Raw genomic sequence first — 24492 nt, forward strand, 5'->3', positions numbered from 1 at the left:
TCGCGCCGGGCCTCCCCCGGTCCGGCGCGAGCGGGCCGGTCCGCCGGCGACCTGAACGCCGGCGGTCCGGCCCGCCACCCCACCCTCGTAACGGACTTACCCCACACGTCCCCCCACGCGTTCCCCCTGTGGTCTTCCCCCCACGCTTTCCCCACTTGATCTTCCCCCCACGCCTGACCCCCCACCCCGAGGCCCCCCCCCACATTCCTCCCCCCACCCCGCAGAGGACCGATCCATCACAACGGAAAGACGGGGCATGGCAACACGTAGAGGATTTCTGGGTACCGTTTCGGCAGCAGGGGCGGCCACCTTCCTCGCCCAGACGCAGACAGCCACCAGCGCGTCGGCCGCACCGGCAGCGACCGACGAGAAGGCGGCACGCAACGCGATACGCAATGTGAACGCCGGGATGCGCGCCAACTACGCGTCCCTCAAGGCCGAGCTGATCAAGCAGCTCTCGCCCGTGATCGTCGTCCAGAACAACGCCGTCGGCGGACGCTTCACACTGATCAACAAGGGCGTGCAGGTCGAGACGGTCGACCCGGTTCCGGAGTACTTCGAACTGGCCAAGTCCATCGCGCACATCCCGCTGGGCATCTACTCGGTGATCGCCGCCTACCTCAGCGACCAGGTGCCGAACATCCCCAACGCCGGCCGCATCGACCCGCACGATCTGGACATGGTCGCCTTCAAGACACCGGGCGACAAGGGCTGGGTCACTCCGCTGAACAGCTTCCGCACGACGCTGAGTTCGGCGCTCACGATGCTGCCGACGGCGAACCTCCCCACCGACCTCGACGCCTCCTGCACCAAGATCCTGTCGGAGGCCGTCAAGTTCATCGACACCATCGTCAAGGCGGGCTCCTTCGACATGGTGGCGTTCAACCGGTTCGCCGCGACCGTCTACCCGTCCATCCGCGTCAACATGACGTTCGCCGCGACCGCGCAGATCACCGGCATCGAGGCGCTGATGAAGCGGTGGCGCACGCTGATCGGCGAGGAGGCGTGGAGCAACCTGTACGTCACGGTGCTGTCGATCTGGACGACGGCCGAGCTGAACCAGGCGTCCATCATCATCCGCCGCACCATGAACCAGGCGAAGGTGAACACCCACCTGATCGACCTGCCCACCGTGGAGACCCCGTCGGACCCGATCGCCGTGGCCCTGGACAACCTGGCCCGGATCGTCCAGGACAACGTCGCCGCGGAGATGGTCTTCAACACCGACCTCAAGGTCGCCGACGCCCTCAAGGGCAAGGAGGACCTGCTGTCGGACGAGATCCTCCAGCAGATCGGCGGTACGGCGGCCACCGCCAACACCGCGGCCTTCACCACCGCCGCGGCAGCGGCAACCTGCCCGATCACGGGCCACACCGCAAGCGTCTGACCCCACGACGCCGCCCCCTGTCCCCCGACTCCCGGGGGACGGGGGGCGCTGTGGGTCGGGGCGCCGGGGGGGGGCGTCCGCCGGGGCGTGGCCGAAAGTTCACGCCGCTCACGCTGTGTGGTCAAGGTCACCTCCGTACGGGTTTCCGCCTCACACGATGTCAGGTCATACCGTCCTGTCCCATGACCCAGCCAAGAACTCGTGAGACGGCCCGAAGGCTCCTGTTCGTGGGGTTCGTGATCGGTGCGTTCGCCCTGGGCACCAGCGAGAACGTGGTCGCGGGCATCCTGCCCGAGATCGCCCGCGGACTGCGGGTGAGCGAGGGATCCGCAGGCTTGCTCGTGACCGCGTACGCCGGAACGGTGACCGTGGCCGGCCCGATCGTGACCCTGTTCTTCGACCGGGTGGGGCCCCGGAAACTGGTGACCGGATCGATCGCGCTGTACGCCGCGGGCTCCGTACTGGCCGCCGCGGCCGGTTCCTTCCCCGCGGTGGTCGCGGGACGGGTGATCACCGGCCTGGTGCACACCACGATCATGGTGGTGTTCATGACGGCGGCCATGCGCGTGGCCGAGCCCGGCAAGGAGGCGTCGGCCGCCGCCAACATCACCCTCGGCCTGTCCGTGGCCACCGTGCTCGGTGTTCCGATCGGTGTCTTCCTCGGCCAGCACCTTGCCTGGCAGGCGGCGTTCTGGCTGGTCGCCGTGCTGGCCGCGGTCAGCCTGCTGGTGATCCTCGCCGTCTTCCCGGCCGACGAGCCGGCCGGTGCGCCCGCGCCGCGGGCCGGCCTGCGCGGGCTGGGCCGCCCCGAACTGCTCCTCGGCATCTGCGTCACCGCGCTGACCGGCATGGCGGCCCTCACGGTGGTGACGTACGTGGCCCCGTTCCTGACCCAGGGCTCCGGGGTCGGTTCCGGTGCGATCGTGTGGATCATGCTCGCGTACGGCGCCGGCTGCGTCGTCGGCAACACCCTGGGCGGACGGATCGCCGACGGCCGGGTGCTCCAGGCGATGGCCGGCACCGTCACCGCCACCCTCGCCGTGCTCGCCGTGCTCCTGCTGGTGTCCGGCAGCGCGGTACCGACGGTGATCGTCACCGTCCTGGTCGGCCTCGCCTACTTCGCCACGTTCCCGGCCCTGAACACCTGGGTGGCCTCCAACGCCGAGGGGCTGTCGCCCAACCTGGCCCTGGCCCTCAACAGCTCCGCCTTCAACATCGGGATCGCGCTGGCCGGCTGGACCGGCTCGGCCTGGCTGAACTCCGGCCGGCCGGTCGGGAACCTGCCGCTCATCGCCCTGCCGCCCGCCGCCCTGGCCGCCGCCCTCGCCTGGGTCCTGGTGCGCCGCCGGCGCTCGGCTCCCGGCTCCGGGACCGCGCGCCCGGCGGACGAACCCCACGCGGGCACTCCCACGACCGCCTGACACCGCATCCCCGCGACCGATTCCGGCGAACCGATCGATGGAGACCCCTTGCCTTCCATGACCGCCTCCGCCCCGCAGTACAAACATGCGCTGACCCGCCGTCCGCAGGGCCGATGGACCGTGGACGCCGTCAAGCAGGTGTCGTACGAAGTCCTCGTCCACCACCACCTGCTGGACCCCTCCGACCCGCACCTCGCCGACGCGCTCCGCCGATGCGTCGCCCAACCGGGAGCCACCGGCCCCGGCACGCCCAGCGACCGGCGGCTGCTGGTCGTGGACCGGACCGTCCACGACCTCTACGGCACCGCGATCGCCGCCTACTTCGACACCCACGGCTTCACCACCGACACCCTCGTCCTCGACGCCCACGAGCAGGTCAAGGACTGGCAGAGCGTGGACGCCGTGCTCGCCGCGATGGACGAGTTCGGCGTGGACCGCCGGCGGGAGCCCGTCATCGCCATCGGCGGCGGCGTACTGTGCGACATCGTCGGCTTCGCCGCCAGCATCTACCGGCGCGGCACCCCCTACATACGCATACCCACCACCTTGGTCGGCCTGATCGATGCGGGCGTCGGGGTGAAGACCGGGGTCAACCACCGCTCTGGCAAGAACCGCATCGGCACCTACGCCCAGCCGCTGCTGAGCCTTCTCGACACCAGCTTCCTCGCCACCCTCCCGCAGCGGCACCTCAGTAACGGGTTCGCGGAGATACTCAAGGTGGCCCTGGTCAAGTCCGAGACGCTGTTCACCATGCTGGAGCGCGCGGGCAGGTACGGGATCCGGGACGTCTTCGACGACGCGTTCCACGCCGGCATGGCCGAGTACATCACCCACGAGTCCATCCATCTGATGCTGGAGGAGCTCCAGCCGAACCTGTGGGAAGCCGTCCTCGAGCGCTGCGTCGACTACGGCCACACCTTCAGTCCCACCATCGAGATGCACTCCGTGGCCGAACTGCTGCACGGCGAGGCCGTCGCCGTCGACATGGCCCTGACCACGGGCATCTCCCTGGGACGCGGCCTGACGACCGAGGCCGAGGCCGCCCGGGTCCTCGCGGTCATGCGCGGCCTCGGCCTCAGCCCGTGGAACGATGCGCTGGCCGACACCGGGCTGCTCGTACGCGCGCTGGAGGACACCGTCCGGCACCGTGACGGACAGCAGCGGCTCCCGCTGACCCGGGGCATCGGAGACCACGTGTTCGTGAACGACGTCACCGCCGACGAGATCGCCGCCGCGGTGCGTTACGTGGCCGCGTACGCCGAGTCCGGCGACGGCACCCGGGTCCAGGCGGCTGCCGCATGAGCGCCGGACGAGACCCGGACGGACCCGCCGGGACCACCGACGGCGCACGCCTGGGCTCCGACGGCGCCCAGGGCTTCGTCGCCCCGGGTTTCGAGGCCGTACGGGACTGTTTCGAGGCGAACCTGCGCGAGACCGAGGTGGGGGCCGCGTTCGCCGTCCACCACCGGGGCCGGCTCGTCGTCGACCTGTGGGGTGGTACCGCCGACCCGGCGACGGGCCGCCCGTGGGCGAGGGGCACCCGGGCCCAGATCTTCTCCGGTTCCAAGGGGATCATCGCCGTAGCCCTGCTGCGCCTGTGCGACAGCGGAGTGCTGCGGCTCGACGAACCCGTCGCCCGCTACTGGCCGGAGTTCGCCGCCCACGGCAAGGACCGCGTCACCGTCTCCGACGCCGTGACGTACTGCGCGGGTCTGCCCGCCGTCACGGGCCGGGGCGTCGGCCACCAGGACCTCGCGGACGTCCGGACCATGGCACGGGCCCTCGCCGGCCAGGCCCCGGTGACCGAGCCCCGGCTCATCTACGGTCCGTGGACCATGGGCTGGATCGTCGACGAACTCGTCCACCGCACCACTGGTCTGTCCCTGCGCGCCTACTTCCGCCGCGAGATCGCCGAACCGCACGGCCTCGTCCTCGACTGGTGTCTGAGCCCGGCCGCGGAGGTGGCGACCGTGGTCCACGACGACGCGTTCGCCGCCCAGTACGACCGCTTCAACGACAGCGAGGACCCGCTGACCCGCGCCATCTGGGCCAATCCCATGCCCTTCCCGAAGGGCAGGGTGGTGTGGAACGACGACGCCCTGCGCACCGCGTACATCCCGGCGGCCAACCTCGTCGGCACCGCGCGTGACATCTCGCGCCTGTACTCGCTGGTCGTCGAGGACCTGCACCGGCCGGACGGACAGCCGGGCAACCTGGCCCGGGCCGAGACGGTCCGCGCGGCACTCACCCCGTACGTGCGGCAGGAGGACCCGACGCTCGGCTTCCCCTTCGCCTACGGACGCGGCGGGTTCCGTCTCAAGGGCACCCCGCGCACCGGTGTGGACGCCGACATGTTCGGCCACGACGGCGGTGGCGGGTCGGCGCACTTCGGCTGGCCGGACGCGCGCATCGCGCTCTCCTACACCCCCAGCCGCCTCCTTGACATCGGCAACGACGACCACCGGGCCGGCAACCTGATCCGCGCGCTGAAATCCGCCCTGCGGGATCCGGAAGCGCAGAGTGCGCCGGACGGCGAGCAGGCCATGGCCTCCGCCTCGGCGGAGACCGGAAAGGCAGTACCAGCATGAAGATCAGCGTCTCGGTCTTCCAGACCACCCGGACCGCCCGGGTGACGGATCTGGCCCGCCGGCTGGAGGACACCGGGTACGACGCCCTGTACTTCTGCGAGCACACCCACCAGTCCCTGGCCTTCGCCCGCCAGGCCCCCACCCTGGAACGCCGCTTCCGCGAGACCTTCGACCCGTTCGTGGCGGCACAGGCCGCCGCCGCGGTGACCGAACGCCTCCGGGTGGGGTCCGCCGTCAGCCTGCTGGCCCAGCACGAGCCGATCGCCATGGCGAAACGGCTCGCCAGCCTGGACCGGCTGACCGACGGCCGCCTCGACGTCGGCGTCGGCGCCGGCTGGATCGAGGACGAGATGCGCCGGCACGGTGTCGACCCGGCCCGCCGCAACGCCCGTCTGGCCGAACACGCCCTGGCCGTACGGGCCCTGTGGTCGGGCGAACCGACCACGGTGTCCTCGCCACACGTCCAGTTCGAGGACGTGGTGGTGTTGCCGACACCGCTGCAGCGGCCCGGACCGCCGATCCTCGTCGGCGGCGCCGGACCACGGGCCCCGCACCGGGTACGCACCTTCGGCGACGGCTGGATGCCCGACTTCGGCTCGGTTCCGCTGGAGCGGCTGCTGACGGGACTCGCCGAGGTCCGCGCGGTCGGCCGGGAACAGGGCCGGCACCTGCCGGTGGTGGTGATGGGCGTGCCGCACGACCCGTCCGTCCTCTCGGTCCTGGCCGAGGCGGGGGTCGACCAGGTGGCCACGCTGCTGCCGTCGGCGCCCCTGGACGACATCGAGGAGTTCCTCGCGCCGTACGAGGCGGCCCTGCGCGCCGCCCTCGGCGTACGGGTGGGGCGCTGACACGACGACGGCCGGGGGACGGGCCGAACGACCGGCGGATCCTTCGCGCCGAGAACTCCACCAAGACCAGCGCCGTCAGCGGCGGTACGGAGAACGGGACGCATGGACAGCACGAGAAGCGGCTCGACCGGCGACCACACGTCCGGTGACCCTGTAGTTGGCGACCACATAGGTGACAGACATGTAAGACACATAAGACAGATAGCTGCGGACTACACGACGCCAGGGCGTACGGTCCCGGCCCGCACAGTGCCCGGCCCCACCGGATCCGGAGGGCCGCCCGGTGTCCGGCGGTCCGCTCGTCTGAGACGCCGCGGCTTCCTCACCGCCGTCGCCGGGGCCGGCGCGGCCGGTGCCGGCACGTCGGTGGCGGGAACGGCGCGCGCCGCGGCCGCCGGCCCGGCCGTGACGGCCGGCGTACCCGTGGTGTTACCGGGCCGCGATCCCCAATACGACTCGCTGCGCACCGGCTACAACCGGCGCTTCGACGTCCGTCCCACCGAGATCCTCGCCCCGCGCACCGCCGCCGAGACGGTGGCGGCGGTGCAGCGGGCCCTCGACGGTGGCCGCCGGTTCACTGTCTACGGCGGAGGGCACTGTTTCGAGGATTTCGTGCTCTCCGCGGACGTGCAGACCCTCATCACCATGGGCTCCCTCGACCAGATCGGGTACGACTCCGCGCGGGGCGTGTACACGGTCGGTTCCGGTGCCCGCCTGTTGAACGTGTACGACCGCCTGTACCGCGACCACGGCGTCACCGTTCCCGGCGGGGTCTGCTACTCGGTCGGCGTCGGCGGCCATGTCACGGGTGGCGGCTACGGTCTGCTGTCCCGTCGGCACGGGCTGACCGTGGACCACCTCGCGGGCGTGGAGGTGGTGACCGTGGATGCCCACGGCAAGGCCGCGCTCACCTACGCGCGGCGCGGCGACACCGGCGCTCTCGGCGACCTGTTCTGGGCGCACACCGGCGGAGGAGGCGGCAACTTCGGTGTCGTCACCCGTTTCGACTTCCACAGCCCCGACGAGCCGCGCGGCCTGCCCTCGCCGCCTGCGGACGTCTTGCTGGTGTTCTGCGACTGGCCGTGGGAGGGCGTCGGTCCGGAACGCCTCGGCTCGTTCCTCGACGTGTTCGCCGACTGGTGCGCCCGGCACCACACCTCCTCCGGACCGGCCGACTCCGTCTTCCCCTGGCTGACGATCCGGCACCGGGACCACGGCGGCGTGGGCATGGTCATGCAGGTCGCCGACCCGGCGGGCGAGCCCGTCGGTGACGACCTCGTCGCCCGGCTCGGTGCGGCCCTGGGCCGCACCGACGACGAGCGGTACGTCACCCGCGCCCGTATGCCGTGGATGAACGCCGTCCGGCTCGTCGGCACATCCAGCGACGAGAACAGCGACCCCAACCGGCGGGGCAAGCAGGGTTCGGCCAATCTGCGGGGCCGGCTCACCACGGCCCAGGTGGCGGAGATCCACCGGTTCCTGCACGAGCCGGTCGAGGGCTCGCTGTCGGCCGGCGTCGACATCGCGGCCCTGGGCGGAGCGATCTCCCGCGTCCGGCCCGCCGACACGGCCGTCTTCCAGCGCGACGCCACGATGAAACTGCTCGTACAGACCTTCTGGGCGGACCAGCGATACGACGCCGGCAACATCGGCTGGCTGCGCCGCGCCTACCACGGCATGTTCCGGGAGACCGGCGGCGTGCCCGGCTACGACGAGGCCACCGCCGGCAGCTACGTCAACTATCCGAACAGCGACCTGTCAGACGCGCGGTTCAACACCTCGGGGCTGTCCGCCGGCGATCTGTACTACGGCGACAACCACACTCGCCTCCGGGCGGTCAAACGGCAGTGGGACCCGGGGAACGTCTTCCGGCACGCCCAGTCGGTGCGGCCGTGACGGCGCCCGGGGCCGGCTCCCCGGCCGCCTCCACACGGGCGGCGGACGGCACGGAACTCGCCTGCCAGGCTGTGCTGTTCGACATGGACGGCACGCTGATCGACTCGTCGGCCTCCATCGAGAGGGCCTGGTCCGCCTTCGCGCGGGAACGGCGACTGCCCGTCGAGGCCGTCCTGGCCGCCCTGCCCGGCCGGACCGCCGTCGACATCCTGACCGACTTCCTGCCCGGCCCGGAAGCGGTCGCGGCGGGTGCCGAGCGCGTCCGCCGCATGCAGCGGGAGCACGCCGGTGACGTACGCCCGCTGCCCGGCGCCTTCGACCTCCTGGCGGCTCTCCCCGCCGACCGGTGGGCGGTGGTCACGGCCGCGTACGAGGAGGTGGCGCGGGCCCGCCTGGCCGCCGCCGGACTGCCCGAACCGCCGGTCCTGATCGCCGCCGAATCCGTACGCTCCGGAAAGCCCGATCCCGAGGGGTACGAGCGTGGGGCGCAGGCCCTCGGCGCACCGCCGCGGACCTGCGTGGTGTTCGAGGACGCCGACGTGGGGATCCGTGCCGGCCGGGCCGCGGGGTGCCGCTGCGTCGGTGTCGGCGAGGCGGTGACGGACGTGGAGACGGACGCCCGGGTCCCCGATCTGCGGGGCGTCACCGTCACCGTGACGGAGACCGGACTGCTCCTGCGCGTACCGGCACCTCGCCCCTCCCGCCGCGACGGAGGCGACGGGAACAACGGACGGAGACGGACGATGACCGCCAGCCACCCGACTGCCCTGGCTCCTGCCCGGGTGCACGGGGGCGCGGCGGGCCGGGCGGCCGAAGCGGTCCGGCCCGCGCCGGCCCCGGTGTCCTCCGCGGCTGCCGTCACCGGCTCGGGTGCCGTGACCGGATTCGACATCGGCGGCACCTGGCTCCGCTTCCGGTCCGGGGGACACACCGTCCGCCGCCCGGCACCCAGTCGACTCAACCACCCGACGCTGTCCGTCGAGGACCTGACGGAGCGGCTCCTCGACGAGCTGACCGGTCCCGAAGTGAGCGCCGGCCGGGTGGTGGTCTCCCTGGGCGCGGCCATGGACGACCTGACCGGCCGGGTGCACGGCTCGGGCCCGCTGTGGGGCTCCGGCACACCCGGCCGCGATCTGGTGGCGGAGCTGGCCCAGCGGCGCCCGGACATCTCCTGGCATGTGTACAACGACGTCACCTGCGCGGTCACCGACCTCGCCGCCGGGCGGGGCGCGGCACTGCCCGGCGCCCCGCACGTGGCCTACGTGACCGTCAGCAGCGGCATCGCCCTGAAGACCGCGGACCTCACGACCCGCACCATCGCGGTCGATCCGGACGGTTTCCAGGGCGAGATCGGCCATCTGCCCGCCGCCCTGCCCGCCGGGCTCGAACCGGTCGTGCACACACGGCTGCTGGAGCTGCCCTGCCCGTGTGGCGGCGCCGGGCATGTCTCCTCCGTGGCGGCGGGACCCGCGCTGCCCCGGGTGGCCCGGGTGCTCGGCATGTCCGGCTTCGACCCCGCGCGTTTCCCGGAGCGGGTCGCGGGCGGGGACGCGGAGGCGACACTCCTCCTGGATGTCGTCGTCCACCCGCTGGCCCAGGCGATCCGCTGGCTGACGGCAATCGACCCCCTCGTCGCGCTGGTGGTGATCGGCGGCGGAGTCGCCGAGGGGCTGGGCACCGCCTATCAGCGGGCCCTGGAAAGCCACTTGGACCGGGAGGCCGGCTACACCGCTCCCTCCGGGCGCCACGCCACGCTGGCCGTGCCGGCCCACGGTGAGATCGATCCGATCCGGGGCGCCGCCCTCCTCGCGGACGGCTTCCTGCGGGTGGTGAAACCATGACCGCGGACACCGAGCGCGCGCATGCCGAGACGACGAGCGTCCCGGCCGTACCGGCATGGCAGGCCGCCCGGCCGGCCCTCGAGCATCCGAGGAGAAGGAGCATGGCCACCCACCGCGCCATCGTCCGAGAGGCCGGCGTCAGCCGGATCGTCACCCGGCCCACCCCTGAACCCGGCCCCGGCGAGGTTCTTCTCGCCCCCGAGGCGGTCAGCCTGTGCGGCACGGACATCCAGATGCTGCGCGGCCTGCGGGACGACCCGTCCCCGGTCCTCGGCCACGAGGGCGCGTGCCGCGTGGTGGCGGTCGGTCCGGGAGTCACCCAGGTCCGCAGCGGCGACCGGGTGACCGTGAACCCCACCCACCCCGCAGATCCTTCCTTCCTGCTCGGGCACAACGTCGACGGCCTCTTCCAAGAGCGGGTGCTGATCGCCTCCTCGGCCGTGTCGGCGGGCCTGCTGGTCCCGATCGGGGAGGAACCCGGGCCCGCCCAGGCCACCCTGGTGGAACCGCTCGCCGTCGTGGACTACGCCTGGGAGTGCCTGGCGCCGCGCCCTGGCGAGGAACTGGTGGTGATCGGCGCCGGTCTCATCGGCAACCTCGCGGCGGCCCGCGCCCGCGATCTCTTCGGCGGCACCGGCACTCCCGACGACGGCCTGGCCGTCACCCTGGTGCACACCAACGCGGCGGGCCGGGCGTGGTCCGAGACGGCCTGGCGGGACCGGGGCGTGCGGCACCTCGACCTCGCCGGCCTGGCCGCCCCCGGCAGCCGGCGGCAGCTCCCGGACCGTCCCGTCCTCGTCCTCGTCGCCACCCACCGGGACCGCACCGTCGAGGCCCTGGCGGCGGCGCACCGCCGTTTCGGTTCGGCGGTGCGCGCGTACCACGTCATCGGAGGGGTCTCCGCCGACGCGCGCAGCGCCGCCCACCCCGGGGTGGACCTGGCCGGGGTACGGGCGGCCAACACCGGCGGCCCCCTGCCCGCGCGCCGGGTCGTGTGGAGCGACGGCCAGGGCACGACGGTCGTGTTCACCGGCAACCGGGGCGTCACCGGCGTATCCCTGGCCGCGGCGGCCGCGGAGCTGGGGCGGCAGCCCGAGCGCTACGGGCGGCTGCTGACCCACCGTCTCGGCCCGGAGGCCGGGGTGGATGTCATGAACCGTGTGGTGGCGGGCGGACGGGTGGTCGACGGCGAGGTCGTCGTCCGGTTGGTGATCGAGCTGAACGGCGAAGGAGTTCGGGGATGACGGGAACGGCTGTCGTGACGGGCGCCAGTTCGGGCATCGGGGCGGCCACCGCCCGCGCGCTGGGCGAGGCCGGTTTCGACGTGGTGGTCGGCTACGGAGGCAATCGACAGGCCGCCGAGGAGGTCGCCCGCGAGATCGCGGAGGGCGCCAAGGTGCGCACCTGGGCGGTGGGTTTCCCGCTGACGGACCCGGCGGCCGCGGTCGCGGCCCTGCGCGCGGCCGTCCGGACGGCCGGCGGGATCGACGTCCTGGTCAACAACGCGGGCGTCAACCGGCGCGCCTCCGTCCTGACGGAGGATCTCGACTCCTGGTCACACGTCTTCACCGTGAACCTCGACAGCCCGTTCGCGCTGGCGCAGGAGGCGGCTCGGACGATGGTGGCGGCGGGTCGCGGCGGCCGGATCGTCAACGTGACGAGTGTGCACGAGCACATCCCGATCGCGGGCGGCAGCGCGTACTGCGCGGCCAAGAGCGCGCTCGGCATGCTCACCAGGACGATGGCCCTGGAACTCGGCGAGCACGGCATCACCGTGGTGTCGGTGGCCCCTGGGGAGACCGCCACGCCCATGAACGGGCACGATCCGGCCGTCGATCCCGCGACGGTCGCCCGGCCGGTGGTGCCGGCCGGGCGGCCGGGTGACCCGCGTGAGGTCGCCGATCTGATTCGCTGGCTCGTGTCCGGCCGGTCCGCCTACGTCACCGGGCAGTCGTTCGTCGTCGACGGCGGTCTGTCGCTGATCGCCGCGGACGCCAACGTCCGCTCCGTGCTGGGAGAGGATGCGGTCGGCTACCGGGGGCGTCGGACCGGCGCCGTGCACTCCTGACCGGGATCCACCCACCGGCCCGCCTGCTCCCACGCGGCGGGCTGCGCGAGGGGACGGCCCGTCAGGACGGCGAGGTACCTGCGGGTGAGTTCGAGGGACTGGATCTCCTTGCTGATGCGGACGTACTCACGCGTCAGCACGGTGTCGAGTTCCTCGCACACCCGGGACACGTCCACGCCCTCGTGGACGCACTCCAGCAGGAAGCGGATGTCCTTCGTGCTCATCCCCCCGTCGATCAGGAACTTGACCAGCCGCACCCGGGCGACGTCCGCGCTCGTGTAGAAGCGGTGACCGCGCGCCGTGCGTCCCGGGGTGAGCAGACCACGGCTCTCGTAGTAGCGCAGCAGTCGTTCGCTCACCCCCGTCGTCTCGGCCATCTCGCCCATACGCAGCGTCTCCTCGTCCACCGCGGGATCGGGGGACATCCGGTACGGGGAGGCCGGCGGTCCCGGCACCTCCACCGGGCCGGGTGCACCCGGCTCCGTCAGTCGATCGAGTGTGCCCACCGATGTGTTCATCAGGCGCTCCGTTCGGCCGGCTGCGGCCGGCATAAAAGCCTCGGCATAGCGGTTCTCTCCTCCGGGTCGCTCCACTGGCATGCCGCGGTCACCGGCCCGACGCGACGGACGGAGCGGTGCCACGCAACGCGCGAACACCCGTCGGCTCATCCGTATTCCGGGAGCGCGAGGTCATGAACGCGGATGTCCGTCCCGCACCACCGCGTCGGGACGGCCCGTCTCCCCCGGCCGTGCGTGGCGCAGACACAGCTCCGCGCGAAGGCGTCGAGAGCCGGGGCAGTCGCGTCCAGCCGGAGAGCGGGAAGGTCCCGTGGAACCGGCGGCTCACGGGCGGGTCCGTCCGGTGGACTCCAGTACCGCGGTCAGGAAGCGGCGCACCGTCTCCAGCTCGCCCGCGTCGAAGCCTTCCGCGGCCGCCATCACCTCGCCGATCACCGGCCCGAAGAAGGTCCACCCGAGTTCCGTGGCCTTCTCTTCCACGTGCAGCAGGACGCGTCGCCGGTCTGCCGTGTCCCTGCTGCGCCGGACCAGGCCCAGCCGCTCCAGCCGGTCCACCAGGGAGGTGGTTCCCGCGGAGTTCAGCCGGAGCTGCTCGCCGAGCCACCCGGGCGTGGCCCGCGTACCCGCCCGTGCCGCGTCCAGAAGGTGGATCAGCGCGCGCACATCGGTGGGATGCAGCCCGTGGCGCGCGGCGAACTCGGCACCGAGCAGGTCGAACTCCACGGTGACCGCGCGCAGCAAGTGGACCAGTCGCATCGCCGGTTCCCGTTCGTCCATGCGCACTCCTCGGCCTCGGCGTAATATCTCGCTGAGCGAGATTATCGCCTGGCGAGAGGAATCCCGTGTCCCCGTCCGCCTTCGACCTTGCCTACGACCAGCTCCGCGCCCGCTGGCCCGAGTCCACCGAGGAGCGCGATGTCGGCACGCCGTACGGCCGCACCCGGGTCCATGTGTACGGCCCGGCGGACGGCAGCCCGCTGGTGCTGCTGCCCGGCGGCTCGGCCACCGGCCTGTCCTGGTTCGCCAACGCACCGGCCCTCGGGGAGCGGTACCGGGTGCATGCCGTGGACCTGCTGGGCGACGCCGGCCGCACCGAACGCCGGGGCGCACCGCTGAGGAACGCCGACGATCTGACGGCGTGGCTGGACGCGCTGCTGGACGGCCTCGGGCTCGCCCGCACCCACCTGTGCGGTCACTCGTACGGCGCCTGGCTGGCCGTCAGATACGCCCTGCACGCACCGCGCCGGGTGGACCGTCTCGCCCTGGTCGACCCCACCCAGGTCTTCGCCGGGTTCCGCCTCGGCTATCTGCTGCGCGCGCTGCCCGCCCTGATCCGTCCGAGCGAGGCCCGCGCCCGCGCCTTCCTGGCCTGGGAGACGGCGGGCACCCACCCGGACGAGACCTGGCAGCGCCTCTACGCGCTGGCCACCACCGTTCCCGGCCGCAAGCTGGTCACCGGCGCCCGGCCTCGGCCGGCCGGCCTCGCCATGCCGGTCCTGGTCCTGCTCGCGGAACACAGCCGCGCCCACTCCACCGCCAAGGTCGCGGACCGGGCCCGCCGGGCGCTTGCGCGCGGCGAGGTGGCCGTACTCCCCGGAGCCACCCACCATTCCCTGCCGCTCACCTCGCCGCAGCAACTGGACGACCGGCTGACGGCTTTCCTGGGCTGAGCCTCCGTCGACCTGAAACCACGGGTGGGAGGCCGGGTGTGGCCGGACGGCCTCCTGCCATCCGGCGCATGCCGGAGCCCGAGTCGGGGCGATGGTCCTTCTGATCGGCAGGCCGGCGCTCTACCTTCGCTACTGTGATCAGGATCTCCGGGGTGGCGAAGCGGCTCATGGTCGGCCGTGCCCTGCGCAGCAGCGAGTTGGGCGAGGCATTGCTGCCCAAGCGTCTGGCCCTGCCGATCTTCGCCTCGGACCCCTTGTCGTCGGTTGCCTACGCGACGCAGGAGATCTTGCTGGTGCTCACGCTGGGCGGGCTGGCCTATGTGCGTGTCACGCCGTGGATCGCGGCGGCGGTCGTCGCGCTGATGACGGTGGTGGTGCTGTCGTACCAGCAGGTCGTGCGCGCCTACCCGAGCGGTGGCGGCTCGTACGAGGTCGTGTCGGCGAACCTGGGCGAGAACACCGGTCTGGTGGTGGGGGCCGCCCTGCTGGTCGACTACGTGATGACGGTGGCGGTGTCGGTGGCTTCGGGCGTGGACAACGTCATCTCCGCCGTTCCGCAGGTGCACGCACAGCGGGTGCCGATGGCGCTGGGTTTCGTGGTGGTGCTCGCGGTGGTGAACCTGCGGGGGGTGCGCGAGTCCGGGCGGGCTTTCGCGGCGCCGACGTACCTGTTCGTCGGCGGTGTGCTCATCATGATCGTCACCGGGCTCTTCCGGTATCTGGCCGGGGACGCGCCGGTCGCCGAGAGCGCCTCGTACGGCATCCGGCCGGAGGCGGGCGACTCGCGGCTGGCCGGTGTGGCGCTGGTGCTGCTGGTCCTGCGGGCGTTCTCCAACGGCTGCACCGCGTTGACCGGCGTGGAGGCCATCTCCAACGGGGTTCCCGCCTTCCGGAAGCCGAAGTCGCACAACGCGGCGACGACCCTGGCCGCGATGGGCCTCATCGCGGTCACCATGTTCGTCGGTGTCACCGCTCTCGCGCTCGTCTCCAAGGTCCATATCGCCGAGGACACCTGCCGGCTCACCGGACTGGGCGAGGACTGCTCCTCGTACCAGCAGCGCACGGTCATCGCCCAGATCGCCGCCGCGGTCTTCGGCGGGGAGAGGAGTCCCGGCTTCTACTTCATCCAGGCCGCCACCGCGCTCGTCCTGGTCCTCGCCGCGAACACCGCGTTCAACGGTTTCCCGCTGCTCTCGTCGATCCTGGCGCAGCGCCGCTACCTGCCGCGCCAGTTGCACAGCCGCGGCGACAGGCTCGCCTTCTCCAACGGCATCGTGGCGCTGGCCGTCACCGCCGGTATGCTGCTGTGGGGGTTCGAAGCCAGCGTCACGGCCCTGATCCACCTCTACATCCTGGGCGTCTTCACCTCCTTCACGCTGTCGCAGACCGGCATGGTCCGGCACTGGAACCGGGCCATGTCCGCCGGGAGCGACCCCGCGCTGCGGCGCCGCCGGCACCTCGCCAGAGTCATCAACGCGGCCGGCGCGGTGACCACGGGCCTGGTCCTGGTGGTGGTCCTGCTCACGAAGTTCCTCGAAGGCGCCTGGCTGGCCGTGCTCGCCGCCGGGGTGCTGTGGCTGCTGATGCGCGCGATCCGCGGGCATTACGACCGCACCACCGCCGAGCTGACGAGCACCGACCCGCACGCCGACCTCACCTCCCCCTCCCGTGTCCTGGCGATCGTGCTGGTCTCCAACGTCCACAAACCGACCCTGCGGGCGCTGGCCTATGCCCGCGCTCTCCACCCCGACCGGCTGGAGGCGCTCACCGTCGCCGTCGACCACGACGAGGCACGGGCGCTGGAAGACGAGTGGCAGCGACTCGGCATCGACATCCCCCTCAAGGTCCTGGACTCTCCCTACCGTGAGGTCACCAGGCCCGTCGTCGACTACGTGCGCTCCCTCAGCCGTGAAGGTCCCCGCGACATGGTCGGCGTCCACATCCCCGAGTACGTCGTCGGCCGCTGGTGGGAGAACCTGCTGCACAACCAGTCCGCGCTGCGGATCAAGGCGCGCCTGCGCTTCATTCCCGGCGTCATGGTGATCAGCGTGCCCTGGCAGCTCCTCTCCTCCGCAGGGGCCGACCACCACGGTCCGCGTGCCCCGGGCTCCGTCCGCCGCGGCGAACCGTCACGCTGACCGGATGCCATCCGGACGCCCCGCGCGGCTTGCGGGCACCGCGGACCGTCGTTTCACTGGTGACGAGAGGGAGCGTGGCCGGTGGACGAACCAGTGACTGTGGGCGTGGACGGCTCCCCCTCCAGCATGAGGGCGCTGGACTGGGCCGCCGACGAGGCCGCTCTGCACGGCCGGCCCCTTCGCATCGTGCACGCCTCCGTATGGGAACGCTTCGAAGACGCCACCCCTGCAGAGGACTCTCCCGAAGGCCGGGCTGAAGCCGCCGCACTGGAAGAGATCATCACCGACGCCGAGGCCCGGGTCCGCCGGCGCCGCCCCGAGGTGAGGGTCCACGCCGAAGTGCTGCCCGGGGAACCCGTCGACGTCCTGGTCCACGCGGGAGAAGGCGCCTTCGCGCTGGTCGTCGGCCATCGTGACCACGGCTCCCTCGCACGCCGCCTGTCCCTCGGTTCCGTCGGGCCTCGTGTCGCGGAACGCGCGTGGTGCCCCGTCATCCTCGTCGGCGGCCCCGCCCCAGAGCGCCCCACAGGAGACCGGCGGGTCGTCCTCGGTGTCGGGGAGGCAACCGACGCCGGTGCCGCCCATGTCGCCTTCGCCCTCCGCGAGGCACAGGCCCGTGGCGGCGACCTGGTCGCGGTGCACGCCCGGAGCCGGCAGGAAACACGGCAAGAACCACCGGATAACGGCTCGGCGGCAGCCGACGCGCTCCTCAGCGCGGCGGTCCCGGCACGGGCCGCCCTCGAAAGCGGCGTCACCGTGCACAGACACGTCGTCGACGGCCCCGCACCCCATGCCCTGCCCCACGCCGCGCAACACGCCGACCTCCTCGTCCTGGGAGTCCGGCACCGGCACGGCATGGTCCACCGCGAACTCAGACCCACCCACCACGCCGCACTGCGCCACTCGCCCTGCCCCGTCGCCCTGGTAGGCGTCGTCCCCGGGCCCCCCACGAAGGCCGGAAACTAGCTCCGCGGCCCCGGGGTGCCTCGTCGTCGGACCGGCCGGGCGACCGCGCGGCTTCCGACGTACGGGGCAACGTCACCGCACGCCACACGACCCGGGACATCGACACCGGCGTCCGCGCACTGGCCGCCGCATTGCGGCAGAGCCCCTGACGACCCGGCACGCCCCGCAGAGCGGACGAGGCTCCGCGAGCCCTGCGGGGCGTCACAGGAAGGGTCAGGCCGACGGCCGGTAGGCCAGCAGAACGGGTCAGGCCGCCGGCCGATAGGCCAGCAGGAGGGGTCAGACCGCGGGCCGGTAGGCCAGCAGGAAGGTGCGCACAGCCGAGCCCGCGACGGCGCGCAGCTCTTCCTTGTCCACCGCCTGGGTGCCGAGGCGGGAGCGTCGCTCCATCGGGCCGGTGAGCAGTGCGAGGAACTGCTCCGCGGCCTCCGCGGGATCGCACGAGCGCAGCCGCCCGGCCAGCGACAGACGGGCGAGCCGGTCGGCCAGGGACTGCTGGAGGCGGCTCGCACCGCGGCCCCAGACGATCTCCAGCAGCTCGGGGAACCGGGCCACCTCCGCGTAGAGCAGCCGCCGCAACGCCCATGACCGCTCGTCACAGCACTGGAGCAGCAGGCGGTGTGCCACGTCCTCGAACACCGCCTGCACCTCCTCGTCGCCGGCCTCGGCTCCGTGTCCGTGTCCGTGTCCGTGTCCGTGTCCGTCGACGGTCAGCAGCTCGACCACGGCGATGTTCTCGGCCATCACGGTGTCGGCGGCCGTTTCGAGCGCACTGCGGAACACGTTCTCCTTGTCGCCGAGGTGGTTGTACACGGTGTGCTTCGCCACCCCCGCCACCTCCGCGATCTCCTCCATGCACGCGCGGGCGTAGCCGCGGTGGGAGAACACCGTGAACGCGGCACGCAGGATCGCCTCCCGCTTGTCGATCCGTCCGCGGGACGCCGCCCGCGGCGCCGCCTTGCCCGTCTTCCCCACTGCACTCGCTCCCGTCACCGGATCATCGTACCCACCCGTGCCAGAGACTGCACTGGCCAGTGCAATGAACTAGGCCAGCGATTGCAATCACAGTCCACCGGCCCCTACAGTGCAGCCGTCGGAGGGGCGCCCGTGACCGGACGGACGCCTGGATCCGCCCGGCACGCCGCGACGACACGAGGAGAGACGACGTGAAGGTCCTGGTCATCGCGGGAGGCACGGACGGCATCGGCAAGGCCCTGGCCGAACGGCAACTGGCCCGGGGCGACAAGGTCTTCGTCATCGGGCGGAACCCGGCCAAGGGCCGCGCCTTCCTGGAGCGTGCCGCGCGGCACGGCGCCGCGGACCGGGCGCGGTTCGTGACCGCGGACCTGAGCCTGCTGGCCCAGACCTCCGCGGCCGTCGACGAGATCACCCGCGAGACGCCGTCCGTGGACGCGCTGGTCCTCTGCGCCCGGCACTACCAGTACCGCCGCACCGTCACCGCGGAGGGCTACGAGGAGAACTTCGCCCTCTTCTACCTGAGCCGCTACCTCCTCGGCCACGGCCTGGTGGAGTCCTTGCGCAAGGCGGAACGCCCGGTGGTGGTGAACATCGCGGGCCCCGGAGCCGGTCTCGGCGTGGTCCGCTGGGACGACCTGCAACTGCGGCACGGGTACCACGGGGGCGCCGCCCTCGGCCAGGGCGGAAAACTCAACGACCTGCTGGGCGTGTCGTTCGCCGAGCGGTACGGCGCCGCCACCGGCGTCCGCTACGTCCTCATCCACCCCGGGGTCACCGCGACCGGCTTCTCCGGTGTGTACGACGCCGGGACGCTCGAACACATCCGGTCGATGCAGCGGAACGCGAAGCCCGTCTCCGCCGCACTGCCACCGATCGTCGCCGCCCTGGACGATCCCCCCGACGACCCGTTGAGCGCCTTCGTCGAAGGGCAGCGGATCCGGGTCGACACCCAGGACTTCGACCGCGCGGCGGCCGGCCGCCTGGAAGCCCTCACCAAGCGACTTCTGCTACGGAACTGACGTCCCGTCCGGGAAACCGGCGCGGACCTGAAGCGACGGGCCCTGGGCGCGGCGGCGACGTGACGTTCACGCCCGGGACGGTGCTGCCGTAGAACGGCAGCACCGTGCCTCGGAGGCAGGGACGGCCTCCGAGGCACGGTGCTCACGACGGGCGGACCGTCGGCGAAGCGGTCACGGCACCAGCTTCAGCAGGCGGTTGGGCGAGCCCGAGCCGGCGCCGGTGACCTTGCCCGTCGTCGCTCCGTCCACCAGGGCCGTGGCGACCTGGGCCGGCGTGGCGGAGGGGTGGCCGGCCAGGTAGACCGCGGCGGCTCCGGCGACGTGCGGGGTCGCCATGGAGGTGCCGGAGATCGTGTTGGTCGCGGTGTCGCCGGTGTTCCAGCCGGCCGTGATGGAGGAGCCCGGGGCGAAGACGTCCACTACGGAACCGTAGTTGGAGTAGCTCGCCCGGGCGTCGGTGTTGGTCGTCGCGCCGACGGTGATGGCCTCGGTGACCCGGGCCGGGGAGTACGAGGAGGCGTTGGCGTTGCTGTTGCCCGCGGCCACCGCGTACGTCACGCCGCTCGCGATGGAGGTGCGCACGGCCGCGTCCAGCGTGGCGGAGGCACCGCCGCCGAGCGACAGGTTGGCGACGGAGGGCCCGGAGTGGTTCCGGGTCACCCAGTCGATGCCGGCGATGACTCCGGCGGTGGTCCCGGATCCGTTGTTGTCCAGCACGCGCACGGCGACGATCTTCGCCTTCTTTGCCACGCCGTAGGTGGAGCCGGCGATGGTGGTGGCCACATGGGTTCCGTGGCCGTTGCCGTCCGCGGCGTCGGTGTCACCGTCGACGGCGTCGTAACCATAGGAGGCACGGCCGCTGATCTGCTGGTGCGTGATGCGTACGCCGGTGTCGATGACGTAGGCGGTCACACCGCTGCCGGCGCTGTCCGGGTAGGTGTAGGTGCCGGACAGGGGCAGGGAGGTCTGGTCGATGCGGTCGAGGCCCCACGGCGCGCTGGACTGCGTGGTGTCGGCGACACGGACGCGCTGGTTCTGCTCGACGGCCGCCACCGCCGGGTCGGCGGCCAGGTGCTTGGCCTCCGTCGCGGAGAGGGTGGCGGTGTAGCCGTTCAGCGCGCTGCCGAACGTCTTGTTCACGCTGCCGCCGTACTCCTCGACCAGATGCTTGCCCGTGGTCGAGGAGGCCTTGAATCCGGCGTCCTTCCGCAGCGTCACGAGGTAACTGTCCCGGACCGCCGTGGGCGAGCCGGCACCGATCACCGTGCCCTGGGCGGGAGCGGCCTGGGCGGGGACGGCGGCGAGGCCGCCGGCCAAGGTGGTCGCCGCGACAGCGGCGATCGCGACGGACCGTATTCTCTTGCTACGCAGTTGTGCCATTACGAGGGGTTCCTCCTCTTGGCGGCGCGCGCACGGGTGGGGCGCGCTTCCGTGGGGGCGGGTGCGCGTCATCGCGCCCCCTGCCGAGGCGGGGACGTGGCGCCCCGCTCGAACTGCGATCAAGAGTTGCCAACAACGGGCTTGGGTTACAAGGCAGTTGACGAACCATCAACATACTTGCCATGCGCACGACACAACAGCGCGCGCGTCGAACCGGGGCACACGCCTCCACAAGAGGCCGTGCCTGAGTCACGACGTGTGCGCTCGTTCAGGGTGTGCGGAACTGCAAGAGGGCCTTACTTCTGCCGGTAGTTCCGCATGGTCTGCCCTCACATGCCCGTGATGGACTGATCAGAGGCGCTGGGGGGCCTGACCTGCCCCCTCGCCGACCCGACAGGACAGCATCACGGGACGAAGGAGCATGCACATGCGCGGATTCAAAAGTGTCCTCGCGGCCGTCGCGGCCGTGGCCGCGTGCGCAGGAGTGGGAATGGCAGCGGCGCCGGCACAGGCGGCGACCTCCTGCACGAACAAGAGCCAGAAGTACTTCTGCGAGTACGGCATCTCGACGACGAAGCTGGCCAACGGGACGAAGGAGGAGTTCGTCGTCGGCAGCGATCACGCGGTATGGACCAACTGGACTTACCCTGACGGCTCCTGGAACGGATGGGTGTCCATGGGCGGATGGGTCCAGAGCCGCATCCAGGTCGACCCTCAGCAGAGCACCAGTGACTCTCTCGTCTTCATGTCGGCCCTCGGCAAGGACAACAACTACTGGTTCCGGGTCCGCTACCCCAACGGTACGTGGACCGACTGGCAGGTGAGCTGCCTCGTCGAACCCAACGGCCAGTTCTGCCCGTGACCGCCGGGGGCACCAGCCCACGGGGAAGGGCTTCACCGAGGAGAGGACACCTCGATGCCGCAACCCCTCCGGTTGCGACGGACACGGCGGCACGGTTTCCGGCGCGTCCGTCGGGTCAGGTGGGAACGACCACCGTCAACCGTTACACGGTGAACAGGCGTACGGAGACGTCCGCGCCGGAGGTCTGGAGGGCGAGCTCGCATTCGCCGGTCGGTGTCACCTGGTCGTCCTGGAGCGGGAAGCCGGTGAACTCGATCCAGGCGACGCCGTCATCCCCCTCGTCCCACGTGATCGTGCCCTCCCCGAAGAAACCGCTGCTCCCGGAAGGGTCTGTCAAAGTGGCCTTCAGCGAGTTGGCCTCACCTTTGGTGTTCTCGGCCTTGATATCGACGGTGAGCGCCACACCGGGACTGGCGAGCGCCGTATCCGTCACCGGTGCCAGGCTCCCGACGTTGAAGGAGCTGCCGAGACCCGTGGAATCGGTGCCGGTGACCGATTGCACGGTCACGTTGGATGTCAGCGGGCTGACCGAGACGGTGGACATGATGCGGCCTCCTCACGGCAGGCTGGAACGCACTGGTCGGTCACGGCCCGGTACGAGAGGGGGGCGGCGCCACCCGCGGGCGGCGCGGGCCCGGTCCAGCCAGCCTCACCTTCAAGGGTGTCGCAGCCTGCGGAGGGCCGCAACCTGGCACCCGTTTGCGCCCGTCCGGTAGCTCCGGAAGCATCGTGAAGTGCACGGTCTTGTTCCCTCGCGCGAAGGAGAGCTGTCATGGGAGAAGACACCGACCTCACGCCCACGCTCAACGAGCTCGTCGCGGATTCCTCTGAGTTGTCACCGGTTTGGGGTGCCTGGTGTCCGGAGGAGGAGAAGCAGGTAGCCCAGGATCTGACGACGGAGCAGGACGGGATAACCGCCGCCGAGGAACACAATCTGTCCACGGGTCACACCGCCGTCGCGACTCTCTCGCTGCCGAACGCCGTCGAGGCCGCCGTCGGTGTCCAGTTGTTCCCCTTCCCCTTCTGCTTCCGCTACAACGGCCGCCCCTGGCAGTCGATGACCATCACGGCTCCCGGAGTCGACGAGGCGGGCCAAACGGCCGCCGGCCTCGTCAGCCTCCTGAACACGGCGGCCACGCAGAAGGGTTTCCCAGCCCTCTTCTCCGCCACTGGCGGTACCTGCCCGACCGCATAGGCGGCCGTGTGCTCCGGTCACCGCGCACGGTCGGCTCCCACCCCTACCGGGTCTTCCCCAAGCTGGGCATCACCGCCCGCTCACAACTCCGTGACGTGCTCGCTTCTGAGGCATCCGGGCTCATGGCCGGCGGGTGTACATGGGTGACTATGAGCTTCAGTTGGCCAGTGAGCACTCGAGTTGGACACACCAAGCTCAACGCGGCGTCATCGCTGCGGCTGAGGCACGGCCGCCCGATCTGGGTGGGCGCCGCGCCCCACCTGGATCAGCAGAACGGCCGGAACTCCCTGAAGTCGGGCGTCGGGCGCAGATCGGGCAGCCGGTAGGCACCGATCCGCGGCCGATCACGGGCCGGGTCGGCGATCCCGTCGGCCAGAGCACCCGGTATCGGACGCCACCCGAGATTGATCTCGAAGTACGCCACGGCAGCTCGGACCGATGGCCACCAGACATCGTCGAGCAGCACGATGCCGCCGGGTCGGACGATCTCGCCCAGGAAGTGGAGGTCGACGAACACGTTGTGGAAGTGGTGACTGCCGTCGACGAACGCCGCGTCCGCGGCGAAACCCGCGCCGGCCAACCGGGCAAGGAACCGCTGTGATGGTTCGGTCACCAACTCGGCCATGTCGTCCAGACCGGCGCTGCACAGCAGTTCCCACCCGATACCGTCGTATGCCGTGTACTGGAACGGGTCGATCACCACATGCCGTGGGTTTCGTGCACCGGTGCGCAGGAGTGCCTCGCTGATCGCCAGTGCCGAGCTGGCATAGGCGAGCCCGATCTCGACGACGGTGCCGACTCGCTCTTGCACCAGAAGGTCACGTACCTGATCACAGTCGCGCTCCGGCAGCGTGGCCGTGGCGAAGTCCGGACCGCCGTCAGGACTCCGCGGCGGCCCGTCACTGGTGAGCGCGCGACGTACGGCGGCCACTCGATCCAGCCGCTCGCTTGCGCCTCCGTCCGGTTGCACGATCGAGTTCACCAGGCACTCCTTCCGGCTGGGTGAGCGGCAACGGCAGTCTTCAGCTGGTCCATGCTCATGCCGAGCGGCCTTCGATCTGTTCGGTGAGCATCTCCACGACATTTTCTATCGCACCGAGTGGCCAGCGCCGCTCGTCCGTGCCCCAGGCGGCGGCCGGCGCCGCCACGAGACGCAGGCCGCGCCCGCCCTCTTCGCTGTCGTCAGCCTCGCGCTCCACCGGCCGCGTCCTGGAGAGGTCCCCGACGCCGGCACGCACCCGCGCGGCGTCGGGGCGGTCGACGACGACTCGGATGGACTCCCGCCGGGCGTGCTGGACGGCGTGGGCCACCAGCTCGGAGACGATCAGCGCCCCGTCCTCGGCCAGGTCGGGCCTAGTGGGTGACCCGCGAGGAGCTGGAGGTCATGGACGCCCGGGTGTTCACCGAGCTGGGCCGCCCGCTACGCGCGGTGCCGCTGCTCCAGGACGTGCTGGGACGCTACGACGCCACGCACGCCCGGGAAGTCGCTGTGTACCGGTCGTGGCTGGCCGTGGCGCTTGCCGACGCGAACGAGCCCGAGCAGGCCGCCGAAGAGGCACGCCGTGTCATCGACGCGTCCGGGGATCTCTCCTCGGAGCGCGCGGCGGAGCGGGCCCGGACGGTCCTGCGGCGGCTGAAGGAGTACGAAGACGTACCCGAGGCGCGCGAAGTACTGACCGACTACGGGCACTTGTTGCTCGCTTAGGGATGTGCCGAG

Annotated in this window: 23 protein-coding genes; 16 read left to right on the plus strand and 7 right to left on the minus strand. The window is 71.6% G+C overall.

Features of this window, described 5'->3' with window-relative positions:
- Positions 1-256 precede the first annotated feature (256 nt).
- The 9 genes from ACZ4SV_RS07240 (at position 257) to ACZ4SV_RS07280 (ending at position 12049) form a co-directional block, all read left to right on the plus strand.
- Complete coding sequence (locus ACZ4SV_RS07240) at positions 257-1387, plus strand: hypothetical protein (RefSeq protein ID WP_468002143.1); 1131 nt, start codon at positions 257-259, stop codon at positions 1385-1387.
- Between the two features lie 182 nt (positions 1388-1569).
- On the plus strand, positions 1570-2808 hold the full coding sequence (locus tag ACZ4SV_RS07245) for an MFS transporter (protein ID WP_398214323.1): 1239 nt from the start codon (positions 1570-1572) through the stop codon (positions 2806-2808).
- A 57-nt stretch (positions 2809-2865) separates the two neighbouring features.
- Positions 2866-4110 (plus strand): sedoheptulose 7-phosphate cyclase, encoded by a 1245-nt coding sequence (locus tag ACZ4SV_RS07250; RefSeq protein WP_468002496.1) that lies wholly within the window; start codon positions 2866-2868, stop codon positions 4108-4110.
- Positions 4107-5396 (plus strand): serine hydrolase domain-containing protein, encoded by a 1290-nt coding sequence (locus ACZ4SV_RS07255; protein WP_468002146.1) that lies wholly within the window; start codon positions 4107-4109, stop codon positions 5394-5396. The genes ACZ4SV_RS07250 and ACZ4SV_RS07255 overlap by 4 nt, the downstream gene beginning before the upstream one ends.
- Positions 5393-6244 carry a TIGR03619 family F420-dependent LLM class oxidoreductase gene (locus tag ACZ4SV_RS07260; RefSeq protein ID WP_468002148.1) on the plus strand — a complete coding sequence of 284 codons (852 nt, stop codon included), beginning with the start codon at positions 5393-5395 and terminating at the stop codon, positions 6242-6244. Before ACZ4SV_RS07255 ends, ACZ4SV_RS07260 begins: the two co-directional genes overlap by 4 nt.
- A 366-nt stretch (positions 6245-6610) precedes the next feature.
- On the plus strand, positions 6611-8140 hold the full coding sequence (locus tag ACZ4SV_RS07265; protein WP_468002150.1) for an FAD-binding oxidoreductase: 1530 nt from the start codon (positions 6611-6613) through the stop codon (positions 8138-8140).
- On the plus strand, positions 8137-9981 hold the full coding sequence (locus tag ACZ4SV_RS07270; RefSeq protein ID WP_468002152.1) for an HAD-IA family hydrolase: 1845 nt from the start codon (positions 8137-8139) through the stop codon (positions 9979-9981). Before ACZ4SV_RS07265 ends, ACZ4SV_RS07270 begins: the two co-directional genes overlap by 4 nt.
- 101 nt (positions 9982-10082) lie before the next feature.
- Positions 10083-11225: an alcohol dehydrogenase catalytic domain-containing protein gene (locus ACZ4SV_RS07275; protein ID WP_468002154.1), complete on the plus strand. Its 1143-nt coding sequence runs from the start codon at positions 10083-10085 to the stop codon at positions 11223-11225.
- Positions 11222-12049, plus strand: a complete 828-nt coding sequence (locus ACZ4SV_RS07280) for an SDR family oxidoreductase (RefSeq protein ID WP_468002156.1) — start codon at positions 11222-11224, stop codon at positions 12047-12049. The genes ACZ4SV_RS07275 and ACZ4SV_RS07280 overlap by 4 nt, the downstream gene beginning before the upstream one ends.
- On the opposite strand, the gene ACZ4SV_RS07285 is transcribed toward ACZ4SV_RS07280, so the two are convergent.
- Together ACZ4SV_RS07285 and ACZ4SV_RS07290 are read right to left on the minus strand one after the other, a co-directional pair.
- Positions 12013-12567, minus strand: a complete 555-nt coding sequence (locus ACZ4SV_RS07285; protein ID WP_468002158.1) for a MerR family transcriptional regulator — start codon at positions 12565-12567, stop codon at positions 12013-12015. The two genes, ACZ4SV_RS07280 and ACZ4SV_RS07285, sit on opposite strands and share 37 nt — an antisense overlap.
- 324 nt (positions 12568-12891) lie before the next feature.
- Positions 12892-13344, minus strand: a complete 453-nt coding sequence (locus tag ACZ4SV_RS07290) for a MarR family winged helix-turn-helix transcriptional regulator (RefSeq protein WP_468002160.1) — start codon at positions 13342-13344, stop codon at positions 12892-12894.
- A 65-nt stretch (positions 13345-13409) separates the two neighbouring features.
- On the opposite strand from ACZ4SV_RS07290, the gene ACZ4SV_RS07295 reads away from it, so the two are divergent.
- From ACZ4SV_RS07295 to ACZ4SV_RS07305, 3 genes are all read left to right on the plus strand, one after another.
- Positions 13410-14237: an alpha/beta fold hydrolase gene (locus ACZ4SV_RS07295; protein WP_468002162.1), complete on the plus strand. Its 828-nt coding sequence runs from the start codon at positions 13410-13412 to the stop codon at positions 14235-14237.
- Positions 14238-14404: 167 nt separating this feature from the next.
- On the plus strand, positions 14405-16375 hold the full coding sequence (locus ACZ4SV_RS07300; protein WP_468002498.1) for an APC family permease: 1971 nt from the start codon (positions 14405-14407) through the stop codon (positions 16373-16375).
- Between the two features lie 81 nt (positions 16376-16456).
- Complete coding sequence (locus ACZ4SV_RS07305) at positions 16457-17341, plus strand: universal stress protein (protein WP_468002164.1); 885 nt, start codon at positions 16457-16459, stop codon at positions 17339-17341.
- A 279-nt stretch (positions 17342-17620) separates the two neighbouring features.
- Here ACZ4SV_RS07305 and ACZ4SV_RS07310 read toward each other — a convergent pair whose 3' ends face one another.
- Positions 17621-18334 carry a TetR/AcrR family transcriptional regulator gene (locus ACZ4SV_RS07310; RefSeq protein ID WP_468002166.1) on the minus strand — a complete coding sequence of 238 codons (714 nt, stop codon included), beginning with the start codon at positions 18332-18334 and terminating at the stop codon, positions 17621-17623.
- A 173-nt stretch (positions 18335-18507) separates the two neighbouring features.
- On the opposite strand from ACZ4SV_RS07310, the gene ACZ4SV_RS07315 reads away from it, so the two are divergent.
- On the plus strand, positions 18508-19338 hold the full coding sequence (locus tag ACZ4SV_RS07315; RefSeq protein ID WP_468002168.1) for an SDR family NAD(P)-dependent oxidoreductase: 831 nt from the start codon (positions 18508-18510) through the stop codon (positions 19336-19338).
- Between the two features lie 171 nt (positions 19339-19509).
- Here the strand turns inward: ACZ4SV_RS07315 and ACZ4SV_RS07320 are convergent, their stop codons facing one another.
- Complete coding sequence (locus ACZ4SV_RS07320) at positions 19510-20718, minus strand: S8 family peptidase (RefSeq protein ID WP_468002170.1); 1209 nt, start codon at positions 20716-20718, stop codon at positions 19510-19512.
- A gap of 427 nt (positions 20719-21145) precedes the next feature.
- On the opposite strand from ACZ4SV_RS07320, the gene ACZ4SV_RS07325 reads away from it, so the two are divergent.
- Positions 21146-21580 carry a DUF8189 domain-containing protein gene (locus tag ACZ4SV_RS07325; RefSeq protein WP_468002172.1) on the plus strand — a complete coding sequence of 145 codons (435 nt, stop codon included), beginning with the start codon at positions 21146-21148 and terminating at the stop codon, positions 21578-21580.
- A 142-nt stretch (positions 21581-21722) separates the two neighbouring features.
- On the opposite strand, the gene ACZ4SV_RS07330 is transcribed toward ACZ4SV_RS07325, so the two are convergent.
- Complete coding sequence (locus tag ACZ4SV_RS07330; protein WP_468002174.1) at positions 21723-22124, minus strand: hypothetical protein; 402 nt, start codon at positions 22122-22124, stop codon at positions 21723-21725.
- 228 nt (positions 22125-22352) lie between these two features.
- Here ACZ4SV_RS07330 and ACZ4SV_RS07335 point away from each other — a divergent pair, with 228 nt between their 5' ends.
- Positions 22353-22775 (plus strand): hypothetical protein, encoded by a 423-nt coding sequence (locus ACZ4SV_RS07335; protein ID WP_468002514.1) that lies wholly within the window; start codon positions 22353-22355, stop codon positions 22773-22775.
- A gap of 265 nt (positions 22776-23040) precedes the next feature.
- On the opposite strand, the gene ACZ4SV_RS07340 is transcribed toward ACZ4SV_RS07335, so the two are convergent.
- Together ACZ4SV_RS07340 and ACZ4SV_RS07345 are read right to left on the minus strand one after the other, a co-directional pair.
- Positions 23041-23757: a class I SAM-dependent methyltransferase gene (locus tag ACZ4SV_RS07340; RefSeq protein WP_468002176.1), complete on the minus strand. Its 717-nt coding sequence runs from the start codon at positions 23755-23757 to the stop codon at positions 23041-23043.
- A gap of 55 nt (positions 23758-23812) precedes the next feature.
- Entirely contained in the window at positions 23813-24085 is a 273-nt protein-coding gene (locus tag ACZ4SV_RS07345) for an ATP-binding protein (protein WP_468002178.1), read from the minus strand.
- Positions 24086-24135: 50 nt separating this feature from the next.
- Between ACZ4SV_RS07345 and ACZ4SV_RS07350 the strand changes: the two genes are divergently transcribed.
- Positions 24136-24480, plus strand: coding sequence for a hypothetical protein (locus ACZ4SV_RS07350; protein ID WP_468002180.1), 345 nt, complete (start codon positions 24136-24138; stop codon positions 24478-24480).
- Positions 24481-24492: the final 12 nt, after the last annotated feature.

Source organism: Streptomyces sp. NPDC027672 (genome assembly GCF_055566335.1).